Annotated in this window: 25 protein-coding genes; 9 read left to right on the forward strand and 16 right to left on the reverse strand. The window is 36.1% G+C overall.

Annotated features, from left to right (window positions below; genetic code table 11):
* Positions 1–158: 158 nt before the first annotated feature.
* On the reverse strand, positions 159–425 hold the full coding sequence (locus tag MHH85_RS14395) for a YqkE family protein (RefSeq protein ID WP_193738843.1): 267 nt from the start codon (positions 423–425) through the stop codon (positions 159–161).
* A 14-nt stretch (positions 426–439) separates the two neighbouring features.
* Positions 440–1,624, reverse strand: a complete 1,185-nt coding sequence (locus MHH85_RS14400) for an acetyl-CoA C-acetyltransferase (protein WP_340707576.1) — start codon at positions 1,622–1,624, stop codon at positions 440–442.
* An 82-nt stretch (positions 1,625–1,706) separates the two neighbouring features.
* Between MHH85_RS14400 and MHH85_RS14405 the strand changes: the two genes are divergently transcribed.
* Positions 1,707–2,603, forward strand: a complete 897-nt coding sequence (locus tag MHH85_RS14405) for a hydroxymethylglutaryl-CoA lyase (protein ID WP_340707577.1) — start codon at positions 1,707–1,709, stop codon at positions 2,601–2,603.
* A 13-nt stretch (positions 2,604–2,616) separates the two neighbouring features.
* Entirely contained in the window at positions 2,617–3,567 is a 951-nt protein-coding gene (locus tag MHH85_RS14410) for an alpha/beta hydrolase (RefSeq protein ID WP_340707578.1), read from the forward strand.
* A gap of 10 nt (positions 3,568–3,577) precedes the next feature.
* On the opposite strand, the gene MHH85_RS14415 is transcribed toward MHH85_RS14410, so the two are convergent.
* From MHH85_RS14415 to yneA, 6 genes are all read right to left on the reverse strand, one after another.
* Entirely contained in the window at positions 3,578–3,799 is a 222-nt protein-coding gene (locus tag MHH85_RS14415) for a YneF family protein (protein WP_038191006.1), read from the reverse strand.
* Positions 3,800–3,892: 93 nt separating this feature from the next.
* Entirely contained in the window at positions 3,893–4,333 is a 441-nt protein-coding gene (gene sirA / locus MHH85_RS14420; RefSeq protein WP_340707579.1) for a sporulation inhibitor of replication protein SirA, read from the reverse strand.
* Between the two features lie 144 nt (positions 4,334–4,477).
* Positions 4,478–6,478 carry a transketolase gene (tkt, locus tag MHH85_RS14425; protein ID WP_340707580.1) on the reverse strand — a complete coding sequence of 667 codons (2,001 nt, stop codon included), beginning with the start codon at positions 6,476–6,478 and terminating at the stop codon, positions 4,478–4,480.
* 93 nt (positions 6,479–6,571) lie between these two features.
* On the reverse strand, positions 6,572–6,808 hold the full coding sequence (locus tag MHH85_RS14430; protein WP_193738837.1) for a DUF896 domain-containing protein: 237 nt from the start codon (positions 6,806–6,808) through the stop codon (positions 6,572–6,574).
* Between the two features lie 66 nt (positions 6,809–6,874).
* Positions 6,875–7,531 carry a YneB family resolvase-like protein gene (locus MHH85_RS14435; RefSeq protein ID WP_193738836.1) on the reverse strand — a complete coding sequence of 219 codons (657 nt, stop codon included), beginning with the start codon at positions 7,529–7,531 and terminating at the stop codon, positions 6,875–6,877.
* Complete coding sequence (gene yneA, locus MHH85_RS14440) at positions 7,528–7,842, reverse strand: cell division suppressor protein YneA (protein ID WP_193738835.1); 315 nt, start codon at positions 7,840–7,842, stop codon at positions 7,528–7,530. The genes MHH85_RS14435 and yneA overlap by 4 nt, the downstream gene beginning before the upstream one ends.
* Before the next feature lie 166 nt (positions 7,843–8,008).
* On the opposite strand from yneA, the gene lexA reads away from it, so the two are divergent.
* On the forward strand, positions 8,009–8,629 hold the full coding sequence (lexA, locus tag MHH85_RS14445; protein ID WP_193738834.1) for a transcriptional repressor LexA: 621 nt from the start codon (positions 8,009–8,011) through the stop codon (positions 8,627–8,629).
* A gap of 575 nt (positions 8,630–9,204) precedes the next feature.
* On the opposite strand, the gene MHH85_RS14450 is transcribed toward lexA, so the two are convergent.
* Positions 9,205–9,363, reverse strand: coding sequence for a hypothetical protein (locus MHH85_RS14450; protein ID WP_193738833.1), 159 nt, complete (start codon positions 9,361–9,363; stop codon positions 9,205–9,207).
* A 319-nt stretch (positions 9,364–9,682) separates the two neighbouring features.
* Between MHH85_RS14450 and MHH85_RS14455 the strand changes: the two genes are divergently transcribed.
* Together MHH85_RS14455 and MHH85_RS14460 are read left to right on the forward strand one after the other, a co-directional pair.
* Positions 9,683–10,228 (forward strand): DUF7010 family protein, encoded by a 546-nt coding sequence (locus tag MHH85_RS14455; protein ID WP_340707581.1) that lies wholly within the window; start codon positions 9,683–9,685, stop codon positions 10,226–10,228.
* Between the two features lie 559 nt (positions 10,229–10,787).
* Positions 10,788–11,030 (forward strand): hypothetical protein, encoded by a 243-nt coding sequence (locus tag MHH85_RS14460; protein ID WP_340707582.1) that lies wholly within the window; start codon positions 10,788–10,790, stop codon positions 11,028–11,030.
* A 143-nt stretch (positions 11,031–11,173) separates the two neighbouring features.
* Here the strand turns inward: MHH85_RS14460 and MHH85_RS14465 are convergent, their stop codons facing one another.
* Entirely contained in the window at positions 11,174–11,314 is a 141-nt protein-coding gene (locus tag MHH85_RS14465; protein WP_340707583.1) for a hypothetical protein, read from the reverse strand.
* Between the two features lies 1 nt (position 11,315).
* Entirely contained in the window at positions 11,316–11,531 is a 216-nt protein-coding gene (locus MHH85_RS14470; protein ID WP_340707584.1) for a holin, read from the reverse strand.
* Positions 11,532–11,734: 203 nt separating this feature from the next.
* Here MHH85_RS14470 and MHH85_RS14475 point away from each other — a divergent pair, with 203 nt between their 5' ends.
* The 3 genes from MHH85_RS14475 (at position 11,735) to MHH85_RS14480 (ending at position 14,099) form a co-directional block, all read left to right on the forward strand.
* Entirely contained in the window at positions 11,735–12,025 is a 291-nt protein-coding gene (locus tag MHH85_RS14475) for a hydrolase (protein ID WP_227752186.1), read from the forward strand.
* Positions 12,026–12,550: 525 nt separating this feature from the next.
* The gene (locus MHH85_RS22300; RefSeq protein ID WP_445684127.1) at positions 12,551–12,925 is read left to right on the forward strand and encodes an ImmA/IrrE family metallo-endopeptidase; all 375 of its coding nucleotides are present in this window, start codon (positions 12,551–12,553) and stop codon (positions 12,923–12,925) included.
* Positions 12,926–13,142: 217 nt separating this feature from the next.
* The gene (locus tag MHH85_RS14480; protein ID WP_340707585.1) at positions 13,143–14,099 is read left to right on the forward strand and encodes a tyrosine-type recombinase/integrase; all 957 of its coding nucleotides are present in this window, start codon (positions 13,143–13,145) and stop codon (positions 14,097–14,099) included.
* Between the two features lie 108 nt (positions 14,100–14,207).
* Here MHH85_RS14480 and glnA read toward each other — a convergent pair whose 3' ends face one another.
* The 3 genes from glnA to MHH85_RS14495 form a co-directional block, all read right to left on the reverse strand.
* A complete protein-coding gene (gene glnA, locus MHH85_RS14485) occupies positions 14,208–15,542 on the reverse strand; it encodes a type I glutamate--ammonia ligase (RefSeq protein WP_193738778.1) in 1,335 nt (444 codons plus the stop codon).
* A 45-nt stretch (positions 15,543–15,587) separates the two neighbouring features.
* The gene (locus MHH85_RS14490) at positions 15,588–15,971 is read right to left on the reverse strand and encodes a MerR family transcriptional regulator (protein WP_038184365.1); all 384 of its coding nucleotides are present in this window, start codon (positions 15,969–15,971) and stop codon (positions 15,588–15,590) included.
* Between the two features lie 174 nt (positions 15,972–16,145).
* Positions 16,146–17,396, reverse strand: coding sequence for a methionine gamma-lyase family protein (locus MHH85_RS14495; RefSeq protein WP_340707586.1), 1,251 nt, complete (start codon positions 17,394–17,396; stop codon positions 16,146–16,148).
* A gap of 139 nt (positions 17,397–17,535) precedes the next feature.
* Here MHH85_RS14495 and MHH85_RS14500 point away from each other — a divergent pair, with 139 nt between their 5' ends.
* Positions 17,536–18,153, forward strand: a complete 618-nt coding sequence (locus MHH85_RS14500; protein WP_193738776.1) for a trimeric intracellular cation channel family protein — start codon at positions 17,536–17,538, stop codon at positions 18,151–18,153.
* A gap of 41 nt (positions 18,154–18,194) precedes the next feature.
* Here the strand turns inward: MHH85_RS14500 and MHH85_RS14505 are convergent, their stop codons facing one another.
* Positions 18,195–18,494, reverse strand: a complete 300-nt coding sequence (locus MHH85_RS14505; protein WP_340708180.1) for a rhodanese-like domain-containing protein — start codon at positions 18,492–18,494, stop codon at positions 18,195–18,197.
* A gap of 99 nt (positions 18,495–18,593) precedes the next feature.
* Positions 18,594–18,824 (reverse strand): RNA chaperone Hfq, encoded by a 231-nt coding sequence (gene hfq, locus MHH85_RS14510; protein WP_038184348.1) that lies wholly within the window; start codon positions 18,822–18,824, stop codon positions 18,594–18,596.
* Positions 18,825–18,854: the final 30 nt, after the last annotated feature.

The raw sequence follows: 18,854 nt of genomic DNA on the forward strand, positions 1-18,854 counted from the left end.
AAGTTTTACCATCGCTTATATGAAATAAAAGGTAGCTCCGAAAGAAACCTTTCAAAACTACCTTCTATATCACACTATATAGTTAAACTACTAAACTTATGAAACTTCTTTTATCCATTGATTCAATGCCTCTTTAAACAAGCCAAACATATCTTTTGTTAACTATTAAATTTGGACCCCTTATCTCCGTACTCATTCAATAACTCTTCAAACGATTTGTTCTTCTCGCGTTGTTTACGTTCAAATGCTAACTTTGCCTCGCGTTCATCTTGTGCTGCTTGTTCTTTTGCAACAAGGTCTTTTTTAGCAAGCTTTAATTTCTCTAACACATCCCCATTAAGTTGGTCTTTTAATGTTAGTGCCTCACTTTTTGCGGATTGTTGTTGTGCTGGTTGTTGTCTTTGTTGTTTTTTCTTTTTAGCCATGGTCAATCTCCTTCTTACGTTCTTTTTACAATTGTTGCAACACCTTGCCCTCCACCTATACAGAGTGTAGCAAGACCCGTTTTAACATCTCGCTTCTCCATTTCATGAAGTAGTGTTACTAATATTCTAGCACCACTTGCACCAATTGGGTGACCTAAAGCAATTGCACCACCATTAACATTTAACTTCTCATGGTCAAAGTTCAATTCTCGATCAACTGCTATTGATTGTGCTGCGAATGCTTCATTTGCTTCAATTAAGTCAATTTGCCCTAATTCTAGTTGCCCTTTTGTTAAGGCTTTTTGTACTGCCCTCACAGGACCGCTTCCCATTACAGCTGGATCTACACCTACACTTGCGTTTGATACAACTGTTGCAATTGACTTAATGCCCAACTCATCGGCTTTAGCTTTTGACATTACTACAAGTGCGGCTGCGCCGTCATTAATACCAGAAGCATTTCCCGCTGTCACAGATCCTTCTTTTTTAAACGCAGGTCGTAGCTTCCCTAACTTCTCTACTGAAGTTCCCTGCTTTACATACTCATCTGTATCAAATACGACTGGATCTCCCTTGCGTTGAGGAATTTCTACTGCTATAATTTCTTCTTTAAATTTTCCCGCTTCTATCGCTGTTGTCGCTTTTTCTTGGGAACGTGCTGAAAAGAGATCTTGCTCTTCACGAGAAATTGCATATTGGTCACATAAATTTTCAGCTGTAACACCCATATGATAGTCATTAAATGCACACCATAAACCATCCGTAATCATACTATCAATTACCTTCTGGTCGCCCATACGGAAGCCCTCACGTGCGTTTTTCAATAGATACGGTGCTTGGCTCATATTTTCCATTCCTCCTGCTACGATGATTTCTGCATCGCCTGAAATGATGGCCTGTGTTGCTAAATGAACCGCTTTAAGACCCGACCCACAAACTTTATTTATAGTTAAGGCAGGTACCTCTTTTGGAAGTCCTGCAAATATAGCCGCTTGACGTGCTGGATTTTGACCTAGACCAGCTTGTAATACATTCCCCATGATCACTTCATCTACTTGTTCAAAAGGCACCCCTACCTTTGACAACGCTTCTTTTATAACAATTGCACCAAGTCTTGTTGCAGGTACATCCTTTAACGTTCCTTGGAAACTCCCAATTGCTGTACGTACAGCACTTACAATTACAACTTCAGTTGTCATAATTATTCCCCCTTATTTAAGTACGAATTTATTTGCTAATATGTACATCCCTTCCTTACAATGGAATATAGGAGGGGATGTTATGTTCAGTTTACCAAATAATGCGACAATTATCGAGGTAGGTCCAAGAGATGGGTTACAAAATGAAAAAAACTTAATTGAGACAAATGTGAAGCTCGATTACATTAGATGTTTGCAGAATTCTGGCATTACAGAGATGGAGTTAACTTCTTTTGTCTCACCAAAATGGGTACCACAAATGGCTGATGCAGAAAAAATTGTTAATAAAACTGCTAAAGTGGGTAGACAATTTGTTTTAGCACCGAATGCTACAGGGGTGGAGCGTGCGATGAAGAACGGTGCAGATGCTATTGCCGTTTTTGTAGGGGTTAGTCATACATTCAATAAAAAAAATATTAATAAAAATACTGAAGAAGCAATGGATAGTTTAGCACCTGTCGTGGCAAAACTGAAAGAGCAAGGAATATTTGTACGCGCATGTATTTCAACAGCTTTTTATTGTCCATATGAAGGGAAAATTGAAGTTGAAGATACAATTTCTTTATGTAAAGTATTTGCGAGTTGGGGTGTGGATGAGTTAAGTGTTGCAGATACTATTGGCATGGCTAATCCGGTAGAAAGTTATACACTATTTAAACGATTGAAGGAAGAATTACCTAACTTACTTTTGACTGCTCATTTTCACGATACACGAAAAATGGCGCTAGCAAATATATATGCTGCATTACAAGCTGGTGTAGACCGATTTGATACATCAGCAGGTGGTCTTGGAGGTTGTCCTTTTGCGAAAGGTGCTACAGGAAATGTTGCAACAGAAGATGTTGTACATATGCTAGAAAGTATAGGAGTTCACACAGGGATTGATGTCGAAAAAGTTTGCGAAGCAGCAAAAATTGTCGAACCTTTCATATCCGGAACAATTGACAGTGGTCAGTTCCGGCTCTTTAAGGAAAAGTAGAGGAGTGATGATCATGAAAAAACGTTTGCTTTGGATTTTCGGGCTTATTTCGGGTACACTTGGTGCCATTACAGCCATTCTCGGATACTTATTTTCAAGTAGTATTATGTATATGAAGAACAAAGATGCAGCCTTCATATTACAACGAGAAAAAGAAGCAAAGCGTTTTGACGAAGTTTGGTTTGATCATGTAAATAAGGAAGAGATGTGGGTTGATTCCCCGAATGGCTATTCAATTAAAGCCATCCACTTCCAACCTTTGCAAACAAATAACACGATTATTATTTGCCATGGTGTTACGGAAAATAAGATTAATTCCGTTAAATACGCTCGTCTTTTCGAGCGCTTAGGCTTTAACTCAGTCGTATATGATCATCGTAGACATGGTGACTCTGGTGGCAAAACAACAAGTTATGGACATTACGAAAAATATGATTTACAAGCAGTCATGAAAACTTTAAAGCAAAAGCTAGGTGGTGAAGGTATAATTGGTGTACAAGGAGAATCTATGGGTGCTGCAACAACATTATTATACGCAGGTACATTAGAGGACGAAGCCGACTTCTACATTTCTGATTGTGCATTTTCCGATTTTTCAGAGCAATTATACTACTTAATGACGAAACAAACACCACTACGTAACAGTATAGCTATAAAACTTGCTGGTATCTTCCTAAGGATGCGTGATGGATACTCTTTAAAAAGCATTTCACCTAAAGAGGCTGTAACTAAAATTGAAAAGCCAGTACTGTTTATTCACAGTCTTCCAGATGACTTCATCTTACCTGAAATGACAATTGAAATGTATAGCATAAAGCCGGGTCCTAAAAAGTTAAAGCTTTTTGATATAGGCCCTCATGCACAATCCTTTAATATGAACCCTGAAGCTTATGAACTGTTGGTAGCAGATTTTTTAAAAGAGTTTGTCTTCAAAGACAAAGACAAAAAAATAGCACTCAATTGAGTGCTATTTTTTATTTACCGCTTAATTTATTCATTGAGTTCATCATTTGTTTGATTTGTTTTTCAGACGGTTTACGTCCCATTTGAGACATCATTACTCGTAGCATCTGTTCGTTAATAGGTGGGTTGTCTTTTAAGTATTTCATCATATATTGACGGGCAACAAAGAAACCTATAGCTACTCCTGCTATTAATGCCACGATAACAAGTATAATCCATAACGTAGTATTCACTGGTTTTCCTCCTCCAAGTTTCTTATGCGAGAAAACTATCTCCAACAAGGATTATACAATAAAAAACCACTACATACTACTGTTTGCCAAGATTTATCGTCTTTCGTGCGAATGGAATTTAAGCGGTTTTAACCAACCACATTCCATTTCATCTTTATTAAATCCGATAAAGCAATCACTTAATTTTGATAATGTTGCAAATAAGTCTAATTCTAGCATGCGTGACCCAACACAGACAACAGCTATGTAATAAGGAAAAATATCAATCTGGATTTCCCCTTTAAATTCATTCATTAAAAAGATTTGGTGATCCTTCGTTTGAATGCCTGAAAAGCTATTACCTAATTGTTGTTGAATGATTAGTTCAATTTCCATCATATCCAATGGCTCACATAAATAGGAGATCTCTTGCGTCGGATGTATTGCATGCTCATACGTATTTGAGGATTGAATTAAATCGAATAGTAAACGTTCTCTACCATAAACAAAAGCCTGATGTTTCTTTTTCACATGAAAGATTGAATATATTCGCAAGATTACCACTCCCCTCTTGTAAACAGTATAGCAAAGATTGCAAGAACATTTTGTCAATTGACGTCCGATATAAAGCACTTTATTTGTCAAAAAAGAAAAAGTAGAGGAAAAAATCCTCTACTTTTCAATATTATCGCTATTTTTTTAAGCAAATAATGCTTTTACTTTTGCAACAACATTTTCTACAGTGAAGCCATATTCGTTCATAACAATTTCACCTGGCGCACTTGCACCAAATTTATCAATTGCTAGAACATCACCTTCAAAGCCAGTATATTTATGCCAGCCGAATGATGAACCCATTTCAATTGCTAAACGTTTTGTAATTGTTTTTGGTAATACTGCTTCTTTATAAGCTGCATCTTGAGCTTCAAAACGATCGAATGATGGCATAGAAACAACTGATACATCAATACCTTCAGCTGCTAGTTGTTTTTGAGCTTCTATAGCAAGGCTAACTTCTGAGCCAGTTGCTAAAATTAGTGCATCCGCTACTTCTTTAGTTGCTTTTGAAACAACATAAGCACCTTTAGCTACACCCTCAGCAGCAAGTGAAGCCGAGTTTTCAGACACAGGTAAGTTTTGACGAGAAAGCACTAAAACTGTTGGTTGGTTTTTAGATGATACAGCTAATTTCCAAGCTTCCGCAGATTCGTTTGCATCAGCAGGACGAATAACAGAAAGGTTTGGCATAGCGCGTAATGCAGCTAAATGTTCAACAGGTTCATGTGTTGGACCATCTTCACCAACAGCAATACTGTCATGCGTAAATACATATGTTACAGGTAGTCCCATTAATGCAGATAGACGAATTGCTGGACGTACATAGTCACTGAAGACGAAGAATGTACCACCAAAGACGTTTACACCACCATGAAGTGCCATACCATTTAAAGCTGCACCCATAGCAAATTCTCGAACACCAAACCAAATGTTACGACCTTCTGGAGTTTCTGCTGTGAAATCGCCAGCATCTTTCATGTATGTTTTATTTGATCCAGCTAAATCCGCACTTCCTCCAAAGAATGAAGGCGTGTTTTTTGCAAGTGCATTGATAACTTCACCAGAAGATGAACGTGTAGCAATTGATTTACCAGCTTCATAAACAGGTACTGCAGATGCGAAATCTTCAGGAAGTTCCCCATTCATCGCATTTACAAACTGTTCTGCAAGTGCAGGATATGCTTTTTTATAAGCTTCAAATTGTTCATTCCAAGTAGCTTCAGCAAGAGTTCCTTGAACTTCAGCCGCTTGTTTAAACGTTGCATATACATCTTCAGGTACATGGAATGGTTCATGAGGCCATGAGTAGTGTTCTTTAGTAAGTTTCACTTCATCAGCACCTAGTGGAGAACCGTGAGAGTCAGCTTTACCTGATTTGTTTGGAGATCCGTAGCCAATAACTGTTTTTACTTCAATAATAGTAGGTTGGCCTTGATGAGCTTTTGCTTGTTCAATGGCCTTATTTATCGCTTCAATATCATTACCATCATCTACACGAATGTAGTTCCAGTTATATGATCCAAAACGTTTTTGAATGTTTTCAGAGAATGATTTATTTAAATCGCCATCTAAAGAAATATCATTGCTATCATATAGCACTATCAGTTTTTCAAGTTGTAAGTGACCCGCTAAAGAAATTGCCTCAGCAGCAACACCTTCCATCAAATCCCCATCACCACAAAGTGCAAATGTATAATGATCTACTACTTTATGTTCAGGCTTGTTATAAACGCCTGCAAGGTGACTTTCCGCCATTGCCATACCAACAGCCATTGCAATACCTTGTCCTAATGGTCCAGTTGTTGCTTCAACTCCTGCTGTATGACCATATTCTGGGTGACCAGGTGTTTTTGAATCCCATTGACGGAAGTTTTTGATTTCTTCCATTGGTAAATCATATCCACCTAAGTGTAATAGGCTATACAAAAGCATCGAGCCATGACCTGCTGATAAAATAAAGCGATCGCGGTTAAACCATTTAGGGTTTGAAGGATTGTGACGAAGTTGTTTTGTCCAAAGAGTATAAGCCATTGGAGCAGCCCCCATTGGTAATCCTGGGTGACCTGAGTTAGCCTTTTCAATAGCATCAATTGACAAAGTTCGAATTGTGTTAATTGCAAGCTGATCTGCTTGTTGAGTCATTTTAATAGACATCCTTTCTTAAGCTAAATAGTGTACTAATATATTTTAGTCAAAAATCTAATATAAAACAATGTTTTCTCTATAAATATGTGTTTAATTTAACCGATTATTCTTATTTTGTTTTTGACGTAGCTTCTCAGGCGTTACTTCATTTCCCTCTGGATCGAAAACACGAACATTTTCAATCGTCTCACGCATTGAAGATCGGAATGTGTCTAAGTACTCCTTACGAAGTGTTGTTTGTTCTTTTGCTTCTTCTACAGTTAAACCTTGTGACTTTGATTTTTTCGAAAGTACACTTATACGTTGTAATTTTTCTTTTGATAACATTTATTTCTCACCTTTCATACAGACCTTAATACAAAGGTATGCAAAAAAGACCGCAAGCGCAAGCTTTTAGTCTTTATTTTTCTCTTTAAATTCCATAAATCTTCGATGAATTGTCGCTTTACTAACTTGGAATCCCAATCCTCTCAAAGTGTCTGTTATTTCTTCAAATGTCATACCCTTTTGTCTAAGTTGAATAATTTGTTCAATCGGAACATCTATGCGATCTCGTCCCTCAGGATTTCCTCGATCTTTTAAATTCTTTTCTGGCCTATACCCGTTCTGTACAGCTCTCCTCATCCCTCTACGGATTTTCGCGTTATGTAATTTACGTTGATATTCTTCTACTATCGCTAGAATTTCTAGCAACATAGCGTCCATTTCATTTAGCCGAACTTGACCTGCATCACTTAATGTAAAAATATCTGTATTCGTTTTTTGCAATAAATGAAGTACCGCCATTCGGCCATTACCACGCCCTAAGCGCGTCTCATCTTGAACAAATAGTGCTGGTTGTTCATATTCCTTCACACACTCAAGTAAATCAAGTAAACCTTCCCGATCAATATCATATCCACTATGTCGATCTGTAAAGACTTGTGCAACTTCATATCCTTTACTTGTTGCAAATTCCCTTAACTCAATCTCTTGCCTTTCAAGCGAAGTATCTTGTGTATCTTTTTCAGTACTTACACGGCAATAGAGAATAGCTATTTTTTGTTTCATCTTTTATCACTCGCCACTTCTACTCCTATATTTGGAACTTTTAAATTATCATGTTCCGGAACTATTAGAGTATGCCCCGCATATATAGTATCGTCAATTAAATTATTTTCATTTTTAACTTTTGCTATCCATTCATGGTTAGCCATTTTCCCTTTATATCTATCTGCAAGAGAAATTAAAGTATCTCCGTCATGGACTTTAATTTCTTTATATGATGTTTTCCCACTATTTACAACTACTAATATTGTTGTAAAGATTACGCAAAATCCAAAAAGTAATGTAATATATTGATTTTTTTTGAACCAACTCACACTTATTCTCCCCTTTTTCGAATACCTGTTCGGAATGTATGTTCTCAATATAAACCGAACGTTTGTTTTTGTCAACGGCTTTTTCGAACTTATGTTTGCACTGTTTGTTCGCTAATGCTATACTATTAATAACTTTTACATAGTATGAGATAAAGAGGTGATTGGATTGAAAAAAGTATCGAAAAGACAAGAAGATATATTGTCTTTCATCAAAGAGGAAGTTCGCACTAAAGGATACCCACCTTCCGTCCGTGAAATTGGTGAAGCAGTTGGTCTTGCATCAAGTTCTACAGTCCACGGACATCTTGCTAGACTTGAGAGCAAAGGGCTGATTCGACGAGATCCAACGAAACCTCGTGCAATCGAAATTTTAGATCAGCAAGATTCTACAATCGCAAAACAAGGTGTTGTACATGTACCGCTAGTTGGTAAAGTTACTGCAGGCCTTCCTATTACTGCAATTGAGAATATTGAAGAATACTTCCCAATTCCGGATTCTTACGGAACAACTGAGGATCAAATTTTTATGCTTGAAATTATGGGCGAATCTATGATCGAAGCTGGTATATTAGATGGAGACTATGTAATCGTGAAACAACAAGCAACCGCGAGTAATGGCGAAATTGTTGTTGCGATGACAGAGGATAATGAAGCAACTGTAAAACGATTTTTTAAAGAAGAATCTTATTTCCGCTTACAGCCAGAAAACTCTTCTATGGAGCCAATTATTGTAGATCAAGTTTCCATCTTAGGAAAAGTAGTTGGTTTGTATCGTAACGTATTATAAGGCACAACTATATCGGATTGTAGGAATCAGTGAAATATTGATTCTTGCAATCTTTTTTTATATACATAACCAAAATATATAGTTAGTATAATCGCACAATCTATATCACGCAGTCCCATATATCGTTATCGTGATTTATTTTATATTTTAGTTACAAAAGATAAGCAAAAAACAAATCGTTAAAATTAAGTAGTAATTAAATGCGTTACCACGAGAGATTGAATCGTGGTAAGTAAAAAACCGTTGAAACATAGAGCCTCAACGATTTTAACTATTAATACATTTTCAAGTATTGGTCACTTTCCGCCACGAATGATACTTGTGAGGTATTCCAATACTTCTCTTGTTGATTAGCAAAGGCACATTGTTTAGGATTCAATTTCTTCTCAACCAATCATCACCGCCTTCACGAATATACGGCAATAGAAGTTAAGAAGTATTTTACATATTTGACATTCTATATATTTCACACTTATGCAAACGAACGCCATCCAATAAGGGGTTTTAGTCATTTAGGCATTCGTTTATGTCAAAGCAAAAAAAGCACCCCGAAGGATGCTCTTGTTTCGTTGTCATTAGGCAATTGGGCATTGACCTTGATTATTGCACTTAGGCGGCTTAACACTACCACCTCCACCTTCCCATCCATTACTTGGTGGTGTAGCATTTGCACTTGCACCAAACGATAAACTCAAGACTAGTAAAGCAGCAATAGATAACATCGACTTTTTCATTAATATCAACCTCCGAATGATTATTTTCCCACATTTGTTATATTCTATATTTTACCTAATATCCCTTTAATTGTTTTTTATTTTAGAGATTTTACTCATCCATTTGAATCAAAGTAATTTAAAAATAGGCAGAGTGGAAAGTAAATATCCTAACCTTTGATTTAACTTAGCGAAGTATACTTGGTTAATACCCCAAATTGGTGACATCGGTAAACGATAATCCCTAAAGCAATTCCGTTTAACAATCAGCTATAGAAAAGCTAGTTAAACACTGGTATATTATAGAAATATTATACCAATTTTATGAAGGAGTGTATTTATGAGTAAAACTTTGGATGAATTACAAAAAGAAATCATTTTTGAAGCAAAAAAAGGATTCCCAATATTGCTGTCTGGCGCGATTGTATTCTTAATTTTCACACTAATGCCCTTAGTTTTCCCAATAGAAGCTGTACGTTTAATTTGGATATTTGGCTTAGGCGCCATTTTCCCTATTGGAATTCTTATTAGTAAAATTCTTGGTGTTAATTTATATACTACTAACAATCATTTAGGTGCTTTAGGTGGAATAGTTGCAGCTCCCCAAGCTTTTTATATACCTGTATATATAATTGTGTATATGAAAATCCCTGAATACCTTCCCTTCACAATTGGTTTACTTGCAGGATCTCATTTTCTGCCTTACATGTGGATTTATAAAAGCAAAGCTTATTTATTTGTTACTTTAGGCACCTGTCTTTCCGCTCTATTCATAGGTAGCTTCCTTGTTGATCAAGCTTTCACACTTGTACCTTTAGCAATTTCTATTGTGTATGGAATTGGTGTTCTTTTAATTCTAAGAGAACTTAAAGCCAGTCTTGTTTAATCACCTATTATGCACGTCAGTTAGATTTCACAGAAATAGACAGCTCTCGTATCAATTTAGGCACTTACCTTTTTCGTGGTATAAATGTGGTAACTTTTCAAACGTGTTACCACAAGAGTGTTAATCTTGTTAAACAAAAAAACCGTTGAAGCCTAGAGCCTCAACGGTTTTAACTATTAATACATTTTCAAGTATTGGTCACGTTCCCATTGGTGTATTTGTATACGGAACATGTTTCATATTATTAGGTATCCTTATATCCCCTTAAAACAATTGTTATATCAAGGTTTATAAAGTTTCATCATCAATGATAATCATTAAAACCAAAATAAATGTGGGCAAGATGTGGGCAAGATGCGCGACGTGATGTGGGCAAATATAAGTAACATTAGTGCATGTTATTTTATATAGAAGAAACTCATTTACATGGCGGGATAAGTGATTTTAAATACACTAGTGGATATCCGATTTACTTTTCTTTCATCACAAATTTTTATTACAGATACATTTTAGGAGGTTTGTTACATTTATAGTAACTAAGAGGAGGATCAATTTTATTATGAAGAGACTATTATTCTTATTATTGATTGGAGTTACATTAATATTAACTCCATTTGTTAACGTAGAAGCCAAAGTTAGTAAAAGTGAAACTGCTAGTATTACTATTGTAGCTAAAGCAAAAAAAGTAATAACTAATTCTATTTTAAAGCGATTTGAATCTGATGGTTTAGAAGTTGGAAAAGTTTCTAAATTGAATAATAGACAGTTTGGAAATTTCTTTGCTAAAACTAATGCATCATAATAATGCCACAACCAATTCCTTCTTTTTTTGAACAGTTGCATTAGGTGGAAGGATAAATCTAAGTCGTGCTCTTTTGAATTGTGAAAGTCTACAATTCGATCAAGGTTATCATTCTGATTTTTAGATACTGTATCGTAAAACTTTTATTCTGTAATTCCCTTGGCTCTCAATACCTCGGCTACTTGTTTTGCAATTTTCCATGCCTCAGTTACCTCATCCACAATATCACTGGCACCTGTATACGGTCCATAATGACCACCACTAATTACTACTATTTTAGTCATATTACTTCTCTCCTTTTGCTTTCGTAAAACCTTCACGATAGTTGGTAATCTCAAATATACCTACAGCGCTCAACTCTGCAAAAGCCCCTGCCCATAGACGTAAAACCAAGTCAGAATCCGTAAATGGATAGGCTGCAAAGCCAATAAAAATATTCACTGCAAATGCAGTGAGCGGAATAAGATTCTTTTTAAATGTTACTGTTCGTTTGATAAGCACCACCACTGCCAATACGATGGGTGCAATAATTGTTACTAAAATCCCTTCGTCAAACGCTCTTTAAAAAAGTTTTCCTAAACACCACTAAGATACTTCCAAAAAAAATCTATTTTTTTATTATTGGACAAATTGCACAACCTCTTTTCATCTTAAACCATATGTTATCAATGTAAGTCATTCAAATCGGAAAGGAGGTCTTTAAAATGAGTATTAATAGAGATGGTTGTAAATGTGATAAGTGTGATAATCAACATCACCATGAAAAAGAAGAACATCGTTGTAATGGTTGCGCGTGTAATCAATTAAGACGATTGCAAACGCAGACTGAAGTTGATGTTTTCCTAAAAGGTGGTACGGTGTTAGAAGATGTCATTTTTATTACCTTAGACCAGAAAAATTGTTGCGCATTCTTTAATGATCCAGAAACTGAACCTGGTTCAACACTTATCGTAGACTGCCAAGAAATTCAAGCTATTCGAATTGAAGCAGATTAAGAAGTAATAATCGGTCTCTTTCTTTATGGAAGAGGCCTTTCTGATTAGCAAGAGAATCATTGGAATTTGTTTAAGCGTAGGCTATCAACCATACATAAAAAGTGTTTGCCATTCGTGCATGTTGTCACCTGGACAATAAAACATATTTCACGTTCCCAAATGATTTCCATCACGCCACACACCCCTTACCCTGCATATTCAGCTGTCCTGCAATTTCATATGCAAAAAGTCATCGATAAAGAATTACTTCGTTTTAATAATATATTAGGTTATATTACTATTACATATCTATCTCTCACGCTTATTATTCTAACTAGCATGTTTATTATAAAATAAACCCTGCTTCCCAAAATCAGGGTTTTAATTTAACCTAAAACAGAACGTTAGTTCTATATATAGAAGATAAAAGTCATGCATACATATTGTTATAGCCACCTAGAGGACTACATTAAGTCTTTCTATCCAAAATTTAATATTCACCAACCAACAGATTTAAATATTTTATAAATTGCTAGAGAGTTACACATTAAAGTCTTTTACTGGTCTAATGGCAGCCAGGCACTATTTTTTGAACAAACCGGCTACATATTCTTAAATAACGAACTTTCACCTCAACAACAATGGCAGGACTTCACACATGAGCTCTGTCACGTCCTATTACATAGTGGTGATCAAATGCACCTCCATCCCCTTTTCGTTGAATACCAGGAATACAAGGCTAAGAACTTTGCTTTACAAGCAGCGATACCAACTTTTATGTTGGATGAATTATTTCAAATACATAAGTATCGTTTAAGTGTATGGATGATACAAGAGATCTTTAATGTTGAAGAAAATTCCAAAAAAAAAAGGTTAATTCAATACATAGAAAAACAAAAGTGGATTGCTCAGGTAGTGTGATTATACAAAATTCTATGTTTTGATAAGTTAAAGGGAGTGAACATATATGGCCACATTCAGAAAGAGAGGAAAGTTGTGGGAATATCGGATTAAATATAAAACTCAAGAAGGAAAATGGAAATAAATTGGTAAAAGTGGATTTTCAACCAAAAAAGAAGCTCAAGTAGAGGCTCGTAAACGTGTAATGCTCGATACAACCGAAATAGATGGATCTAAGATGAATTTAGGTACCTACCTTATAGAGTGGTTAGAAACATATATTGTAGGTAAAAGAAAATTAAATACCATTAAAACATATAGGCAAGCACTAGAAAACCACATCATCCCCGAGCTTGGTATGATGCAGTTAGGTGATATTAAGCCTATTAGATATCAAAACTTATTAGACTCCATTATTGAAAAAGGTTTCTCACCTGAGACAGCTCGACGTGTGCATACTCCATTCCGCATGGCTATGGAACAAGCTGTGGTCAATGGCTATATTTCAAAGAATCCTGCATCGCACGCAAAAATCACAAAAAAATCAGTAAAACGATTGAAGTTCTTACAACCTGAGCTAATTCCAGCAGTGTTAGAATTTTTATATGAGCGAAGCTTCGGTCTTGGTATATATTTCGAAGCACTATTCGAGAGTGGTATGCGGAAAATTGAATGTTCAAGGTTAGAGTTAGATGATATTAATTGGAATGATAATACAATCCGCATAGATGATTCTTATAATTATAACGCCACGAAAGCTGAAAAAATGATGGATGGGGTTAAGACATCTGCATCTGAACGTACGATCGTTATGCGAGAAGAATATATGAAGAAACTAAAAACGTATGTAAAATACCGTATAGAAAAAAGAACTTTTGTAGGTTCTCTTTATAATACAGAAAATAATTTTGTTTTTGGACGAGATGATGGTACACCATTCCCAAAATCTACTTTGTACAATGCTTATAAAGCTGCAATGGAACATATAGAACATGAATTACTACCAATTCACTCTACAAGACATACTCACGCTGTAATGTTTCTTGAAGCTGGGGTACCTATGAAAGTGGTCCAGGAAAGATTAGGTCACGGATCAATTCAAATTACATCAGACATATATTCACACGTTACAAGAAAGATGGAAAATAAATCGATGAATATATGCAAAGAAAATCAGCAAAATAACAAATCGTAAAAATTCCGTGGGCAAATTGCGGGCAAATAAATAAACAATGCCCACACAGAGAGTTTAAGTGGGCAAATAAAAAACCGTTGAAGCCAAGAGCCTCAACGGTTTTAACTATTAATACATTTTCAAATATTGGTCACGTTCCCATTGGTGTACTTGTGTGCGGAACATGTCAAACTCAATTTCTTTTGCTTCACGGAAGTTTTCATAAATATGAGTTCCTAGTGCAGCTTGAATTACTTTATCTTTTGCTAATGCTTGTAGTGCATCATCAAGGTTTACCGGTAAGTTACCGATACCAGCTTCCTCACGTTCTTCAGCACTCATTACATAAATGTTACGATCAACTGCTGGTGGTGGTGTTAATTGTTGTTCTATACCGTTAAGCCCTGATTCTAGAATAACAGCCATAGCTAAATACGGATTAGCAGCTGGGTCAACTGAGCGAACTTCAATACGAGTTGATAAGCCGCGAGAAGCTGGAATACGTACTAATGGTGAGCGATTTTGTCCTGACCAAGCAATGTAACATGGTGCTTCGTATCCTGGTACTAAACGTTTGTAAGAATTTACTGTAGGGTTTGTAACTGCTGTAAAACCTTCAACATGTTTTAAAACACCAGCCATAAATTGCATAGCAGTTTCAGATAATTGCATTTCAGCTTTTTCATCGAAGAACATGTTTTGTTTTCCGTTAAATAGAGAAACGTTACAGTGCATACCTGAACCACTTAAACCGAAGATTGGTTTTGGCATGAATGTCGCATGTAAGCCGTGTTTACGAGCAATTGTTTTAACAACCAATTTGAATGTTTGAATGTTATCACACGCAGTAATTGCATCAGCGTATTTAAAGTCAATTTCGTGTTGACCTGGAGCAACTTCATGGTGAGAAGCTTCAATTTCAAAGCCCATTTCTTCAAGTTCTAATACAATATCTCGACGGCAATTTTCACCAAGGTCTGTTGGAGCTAAGTCGAAGTAACCACCGTGGTCATTTAATTCTAATGTAGGTTCGCCTTTTTCATCTAATTTGAATAAGAAGAATTCTGGCTCAGGTCCTAAGTTGAAGCTTGTGTAACCCATTTTTTCCATGCGAGCTAAGATACGACGTAAATTGTTACGTGGGTCTCCTGCGAATGGAGTACCATTAGAATTGTATACGTCACAGATGAAGCGACATACTGTCCCTTTACCAGTAGTCCATGGGAATACCATGAAGGTACTTAAGTCAGGATATAAGTACATATCTGATTCCTCAATACGAACGAAACCTTCAATAGAAGAACCATCGAACATCATTTTATTATCTAATGCTTTATCTAATTGACTTACAGGAATTTCAACATTTTTAATTGTTCCTAAAATGTCAGTAAATTGTAAACGGATAAACTTTACTTCTTTTTCAGCTACTAATCTCTTAATATCCTCTTTTGTAAATTTCCCCACTCGATTCACTCTCCATGTAATAAATTTTATATTTTACTCAGTTTCTTATTGAAAGAAACGTGATAAATCCCCTTGACGGATAGATGTTTTTTGAAGACGTTGTGCTTGTTGCATCTCTTCTCTTAGAATGCGACGTAAATCTGCATCCGTAATATCTTTTTTACCTAAATTCGCGATTGCTGGTTCATTTTTTAAAGCAAATACTTTTTTGATACCTGCCATATTAATACCCTGCTCCAACAAGTCTTTAATTTCTAGCAATGAATCGACATCATTTAAGGAGAACATCCGACGATTGCCTTCTGTTCTTGCAGGTTCGATTAAATTATGTTCTTCATAATATCGAATCTGACGAGCCGTTAAGTCTGTCAGTTGCATGACTATACTAATTGGAAGTAATGGCATTGATCTTCGTATTTCACGACTCATATCATTCACCTTCCCCTTTACAATTCAAATAATACATCATGTTAGGTTTCCTGTCAATACCATGTTATATAAATTAACATGAGTGCTTAAATAAAGAAAAAAGCTTAGAGCCATCTGGTTTTCTAAGCTTTTTCCTTGTTTTAGTTATTTGTTTTTTCTATTATTTTCTGAAAATTATTTTTGTAATTTTTGTACAGCACTTAAAGCTGCATACTTAACATGTTCGTAAGTTAGACCACCTTGAATATACGCAGTGTATGGTGGACGAATTGGTCCGTCAGCTGATAGTTCAATGCTTGCACCTTGTATAAATGTTCCAGCTGCCATAATGACATCATCTTCATAACCAGGCATATAAGCTGGTTCCGGTGCAAAATGAGCGTTTATTGGCGAGCTTGCTTGAATAGCTTGGCAAAAAGCAATCATTTGATCTGCCGTTTGGAATGATACGGATTGGATTAAATCAGTTCTTGGTGACGAATAATGTGGTGAAGTCGTCATGCCAATTGATTCAAGTATTGCAGATGTGAATATCGCACCCTTTAACGCTTGAGCAACAACATGTGGTGCTAAGAAGAAACCTTGATAAAAGTCTGCTAGCGCATTTAAAGTTGGTCCAGCTTCAGCACCAATCCCTGGCGAAGTCATACGGTATGCACATTGTTCAACTAAATCTGCTCGTCCAGCAATGTATCCCCCTATTTTGGCTAAGCCACCACCTGGGTTTTTAATTAATGAGCCCGCCATTAAATCTGCTCCAACATCTGTTGGTTCAATCTCTTGAACAAATTCACCATAGCAGTTATCAACGAATATAATAGCCGATGGTTGGATTTCACGAATTCTTTTAATCATGTCAGCGATTTGTTCTACTGTAAAGGAAGGTCTTGATGCGTAACCTTTTGAACGTTGAATAGCGATTACTTTTGTTTTTTCAGAAACAGCTTTCGTTACTGCCTCCCAGTTAATATCTTTATCATTTTCTAAGTCAATATGTTGATAGGTAATATTAAAGTCTTTTAATGAACCTGTATCTTTGTCACCACCATCAACAATCGATTGTAATGTGTCATAAGGTTGTCCTGTAATATACATAAGCTCGTCTCCCGGTCGTAATACACCGAAGAGGCTTAAAGTAATGGCGTGAGTGCCAGAAATAATTTGTGGACGAACGATACAAGCTTCTGCACCGAACACTTCTGCATAAACACGTTCTAAATTTTCGCGTCCTTCATCATCATAGCCATAGCCATTTGATGGGTGTAGATGGAAATCACTAACTTGATGATTACGAAAAGCCGTTAAAACTTTTTGTTGATTGAAGAAAGCCACTTCATCGACGTGATCATGGTACGGTTTAACTTGTGCTTCAATTTCTTTTGCTTTTATTAATAATTCATTACTAAATGTTGTAGAATACGTCATTTTTTCGGCTCCCTTTTTATTTTTCCATTACCATCTTACCAATAACAACCAAAGAGTCAACCATTCGATTAGTAAACCTTGTAATTATCGCTGTTTTTGGTACAATTCAAGGACGTTATTAGAAAGTTGAGGGTCTATTATGGCGTGGGATGTATTTAGTATAGTCGGTACAATTGCCTTTGCTATATCTGGAGCTATTGTAGCGATGGAAGAAGAATATGATTTGTTTGGTGTTTATTTACTCGGTATCGTGACTGCATTTGGTGGTGGAGCCATTCGAAATACACTAATCGGTGTACCAGTCACTGCTCTTTGGGAGCAAGAAACAATGTTTCAAATTGCACTTATATCTATCACTATTGTTTTTATTTTCCCACAAAAGTTATTGAAACATTGGCATAAATGGGGCAATTTCTTTGATGCTATCGGCTTATCAGCATTTGCGATTCAAGGAGCACTTTTTGCTGTTAAGTTAGATTTACCTGTCAGCGCTGCAATTGTAGCTGCAGTATTAACTGGTTCTGGTGGCGGAATTATCCGCGATTTACTCGCGGGTCGTAAGCCGCTTGTATTACGCGAAGAAGTTTATGCTGTTTGGGCAGCTATTGCCGGTATATTTATTGGTCTTGGTATCTTCAAACAAGATTTATGGTTATACATATTATTCGTTAGTATGACCTCTCTACGTGTATTATCATACATGAAACATTGGCGACTACCCTTTAAATCTTTACGGGGGCAAAATTCAGGCAAATAAAAAAAGACGAATCAATATATGATTCGTCTTTTTTTATTACCTTAGAATTCTAACTCGCCATCCCAAGCGAGCATACCGCCTTCCATATTCGTTACGTCATATCCTAAACCAGCAAGATAAGAACATGCGCTACCGCTACGCCCACCTGCATGGCAGATGAAGATATAAGGTTTCGTTTTATCTAATTCGTCAATTCTATCAGGTAGTGATCCAAGTGGAATATGGATAGCCCCTGGGATCATACCATTCGCTACTTCTTCATCTTCACGAACGTCTACTAAGAATAGATCTTCATTTGCATCAACTTTTTCTAAAAGTTCAGTTGTTGTAATAGTTTTCATCATTATAATCCTCCATTATCAATTAAACATATCAAATATCTTTATAAGTATAGCTAGAAATAAAAAATTCGGCTAGTCTTTATACTAGCCGAATTGATATTATTCTTCGTTATCTTGTGAAATATTAATGGATTTTGAAGGGGCGAATGTCGAAATGGCATGTTTATAAATCAAATGCTGTTTCCCATCAGATTCCAATAGTACCGTGAAATTATCATAAGATTTAATAAGACCTTTTAATTGAAAACCATTTAGCAAGAAAACGGTAACGAAAACCCCGTTTTTACGCATTTGATTTAGAAACGCATCTTGTAAGTTAATAGATTTCATGCAAAGCAACTCCCTCTTCTAATTTAAATA

Source organism: Viridibacillus sp. FSL E2-0187 (assembly GCF_038006425.1).
GTDB lineage: Bacteria > Bacillota > Bacilli > Bacillales_A > Planococcaceae > Viridibacillus > Viridibacillus arvi.

What these genes read in the sequence shown, in the direction of transcription:
- MHH85_RS14450 (WP_193738833.1), bottom strand. Translation starts at nt 9,363, where the DNA reads ATGAAAAAGTCGATGTTATCTATTGCTGCTTTACTAGTCTTGAGTTTA.
- MHH85_RS14460 (WP_340707582.1), top strand. Translation starts at nt 10,788, where the DNA reads ATGAAGAGACTATTATTCTTATTATTGATTGGAGTTACATTAATATTA.
- MHH85_RS14400 (WP_340707576.1), bottom strand. Translation starts at nt 1,624, where the DNA reads ATGACAACTGAAGTTGTAATTGTAAGTGCTGTACGTACAGCAATTGGG.
- MHH85_RS14395 (WP_193738843.1), bottom strand. Translation starts at nt 425, where the DNA reads ATGGCTAAAAAGAAAAAACAACAAAGACAACAACCAGCACAACAACAA.
- MHH85_RS14405 (WP_340707577.1), top strand. Translation starts at nt 1,707, where the DNA reads ATGTTCAGTTTACCAAATAATGCGACAATTATCGAGGTAGGTCCAAGA.
- MHH85_RS14435 (WP_193738836.1), bottom strand. Translation starts at nt 7,531, where the DNA reads ATGAAACAAAAAATAGCTATTCTCTATTGCCGTGTAAGTACTGAAAAA.
- MHH85_RS14410 (WP_340707578.1), top strand. Translation starts at nt 2,617, where the DNA reads ATGAAAAAACGTTTGCTTTGGATTTTCGGGCTTATTTCGGGTACACTT.
- MHH85_RS14500 (WP_193738776.1), top strand. Translation starts at nt 17,536, where the DNA reads ATGGCGTGGGATGTATTTAGTATAGTCGGTACAATTGCCTTTGCTATA.
- MHH85_RS14465 (WP_340707583.1), bottom strand. Translation starts at nt 11,314, where the DNA reads ATGACTAAAATAGTAGTAATTAGTGGTGGTCATTATGGACCGTATACA.
- tkt (WP_340707580.1), bottom strand. Translation starts at nt 6,478, where the DNA reads ATGACTCAACAAGCAGATCAGCTTGCAATTAACACAATTCGAACTTTG.
- MHH85_RS14475 (WP_227752186.1), top strand. Translation starts at nt 11,735, where the DNA reads ATGAGTATTAATAGAGATGGTTGTAAATGTGATAAGTGTGATAATCAA.
- MHH85_RS14490 (WP_038184365.1), bottom strand. Translation starts at nt 15,971, where the DNA reads ATGAGTCGTGAAATACGAAGATCAATGCCATTACTTCCAATTAGTATA.
- MHH85_RS14505 (WP_340708180.1), bottom strand. Translation starts at nt 18,494, where the DNA reads ATGAAAACTATTACAACAACTGAACTTTTAGAAAAAGTTGATGCAAAT.
- MHH85_RS14495 (WP_340707586.1), bottom strand. Translation starts at nt 17,396, where the DNA reads ATGACGTATTCTACAACATTTAGTAATGAATTATTAATAAAAGCAAAA.
- hfq (WP_038184348.1), bottom strand. Translation starts at nt 18,824, where the DNA reads ATGAAATCTATTAACTTACAAGATGCGTTTCTAAATCAAATGCGTAAA.
- MHH85_RS14480 (WP_340707585.1), top strand. Translation starts at nt 13,143, where the DNA reads ATGAATTTAGGTACCTACCTTATAGAGTGGTTAGAAACATATATTGTA.
- MHH85_RS14455 (WP_340707581.1), top strand. Translation starts at nt 9,683, where the DNA reads ATGAGTAAAACTTTGGATGAATTACAAAAAGAAATCATTTTTGAAGCA.
- MHH85_RS14430 (WP_193738837.1), bottom strand. Translation starts at nt 6,808, where the DNA reads ATGTTATCAAAAGAAAAATTACAACGTATAAGTGTACTTTCGAAAAAA.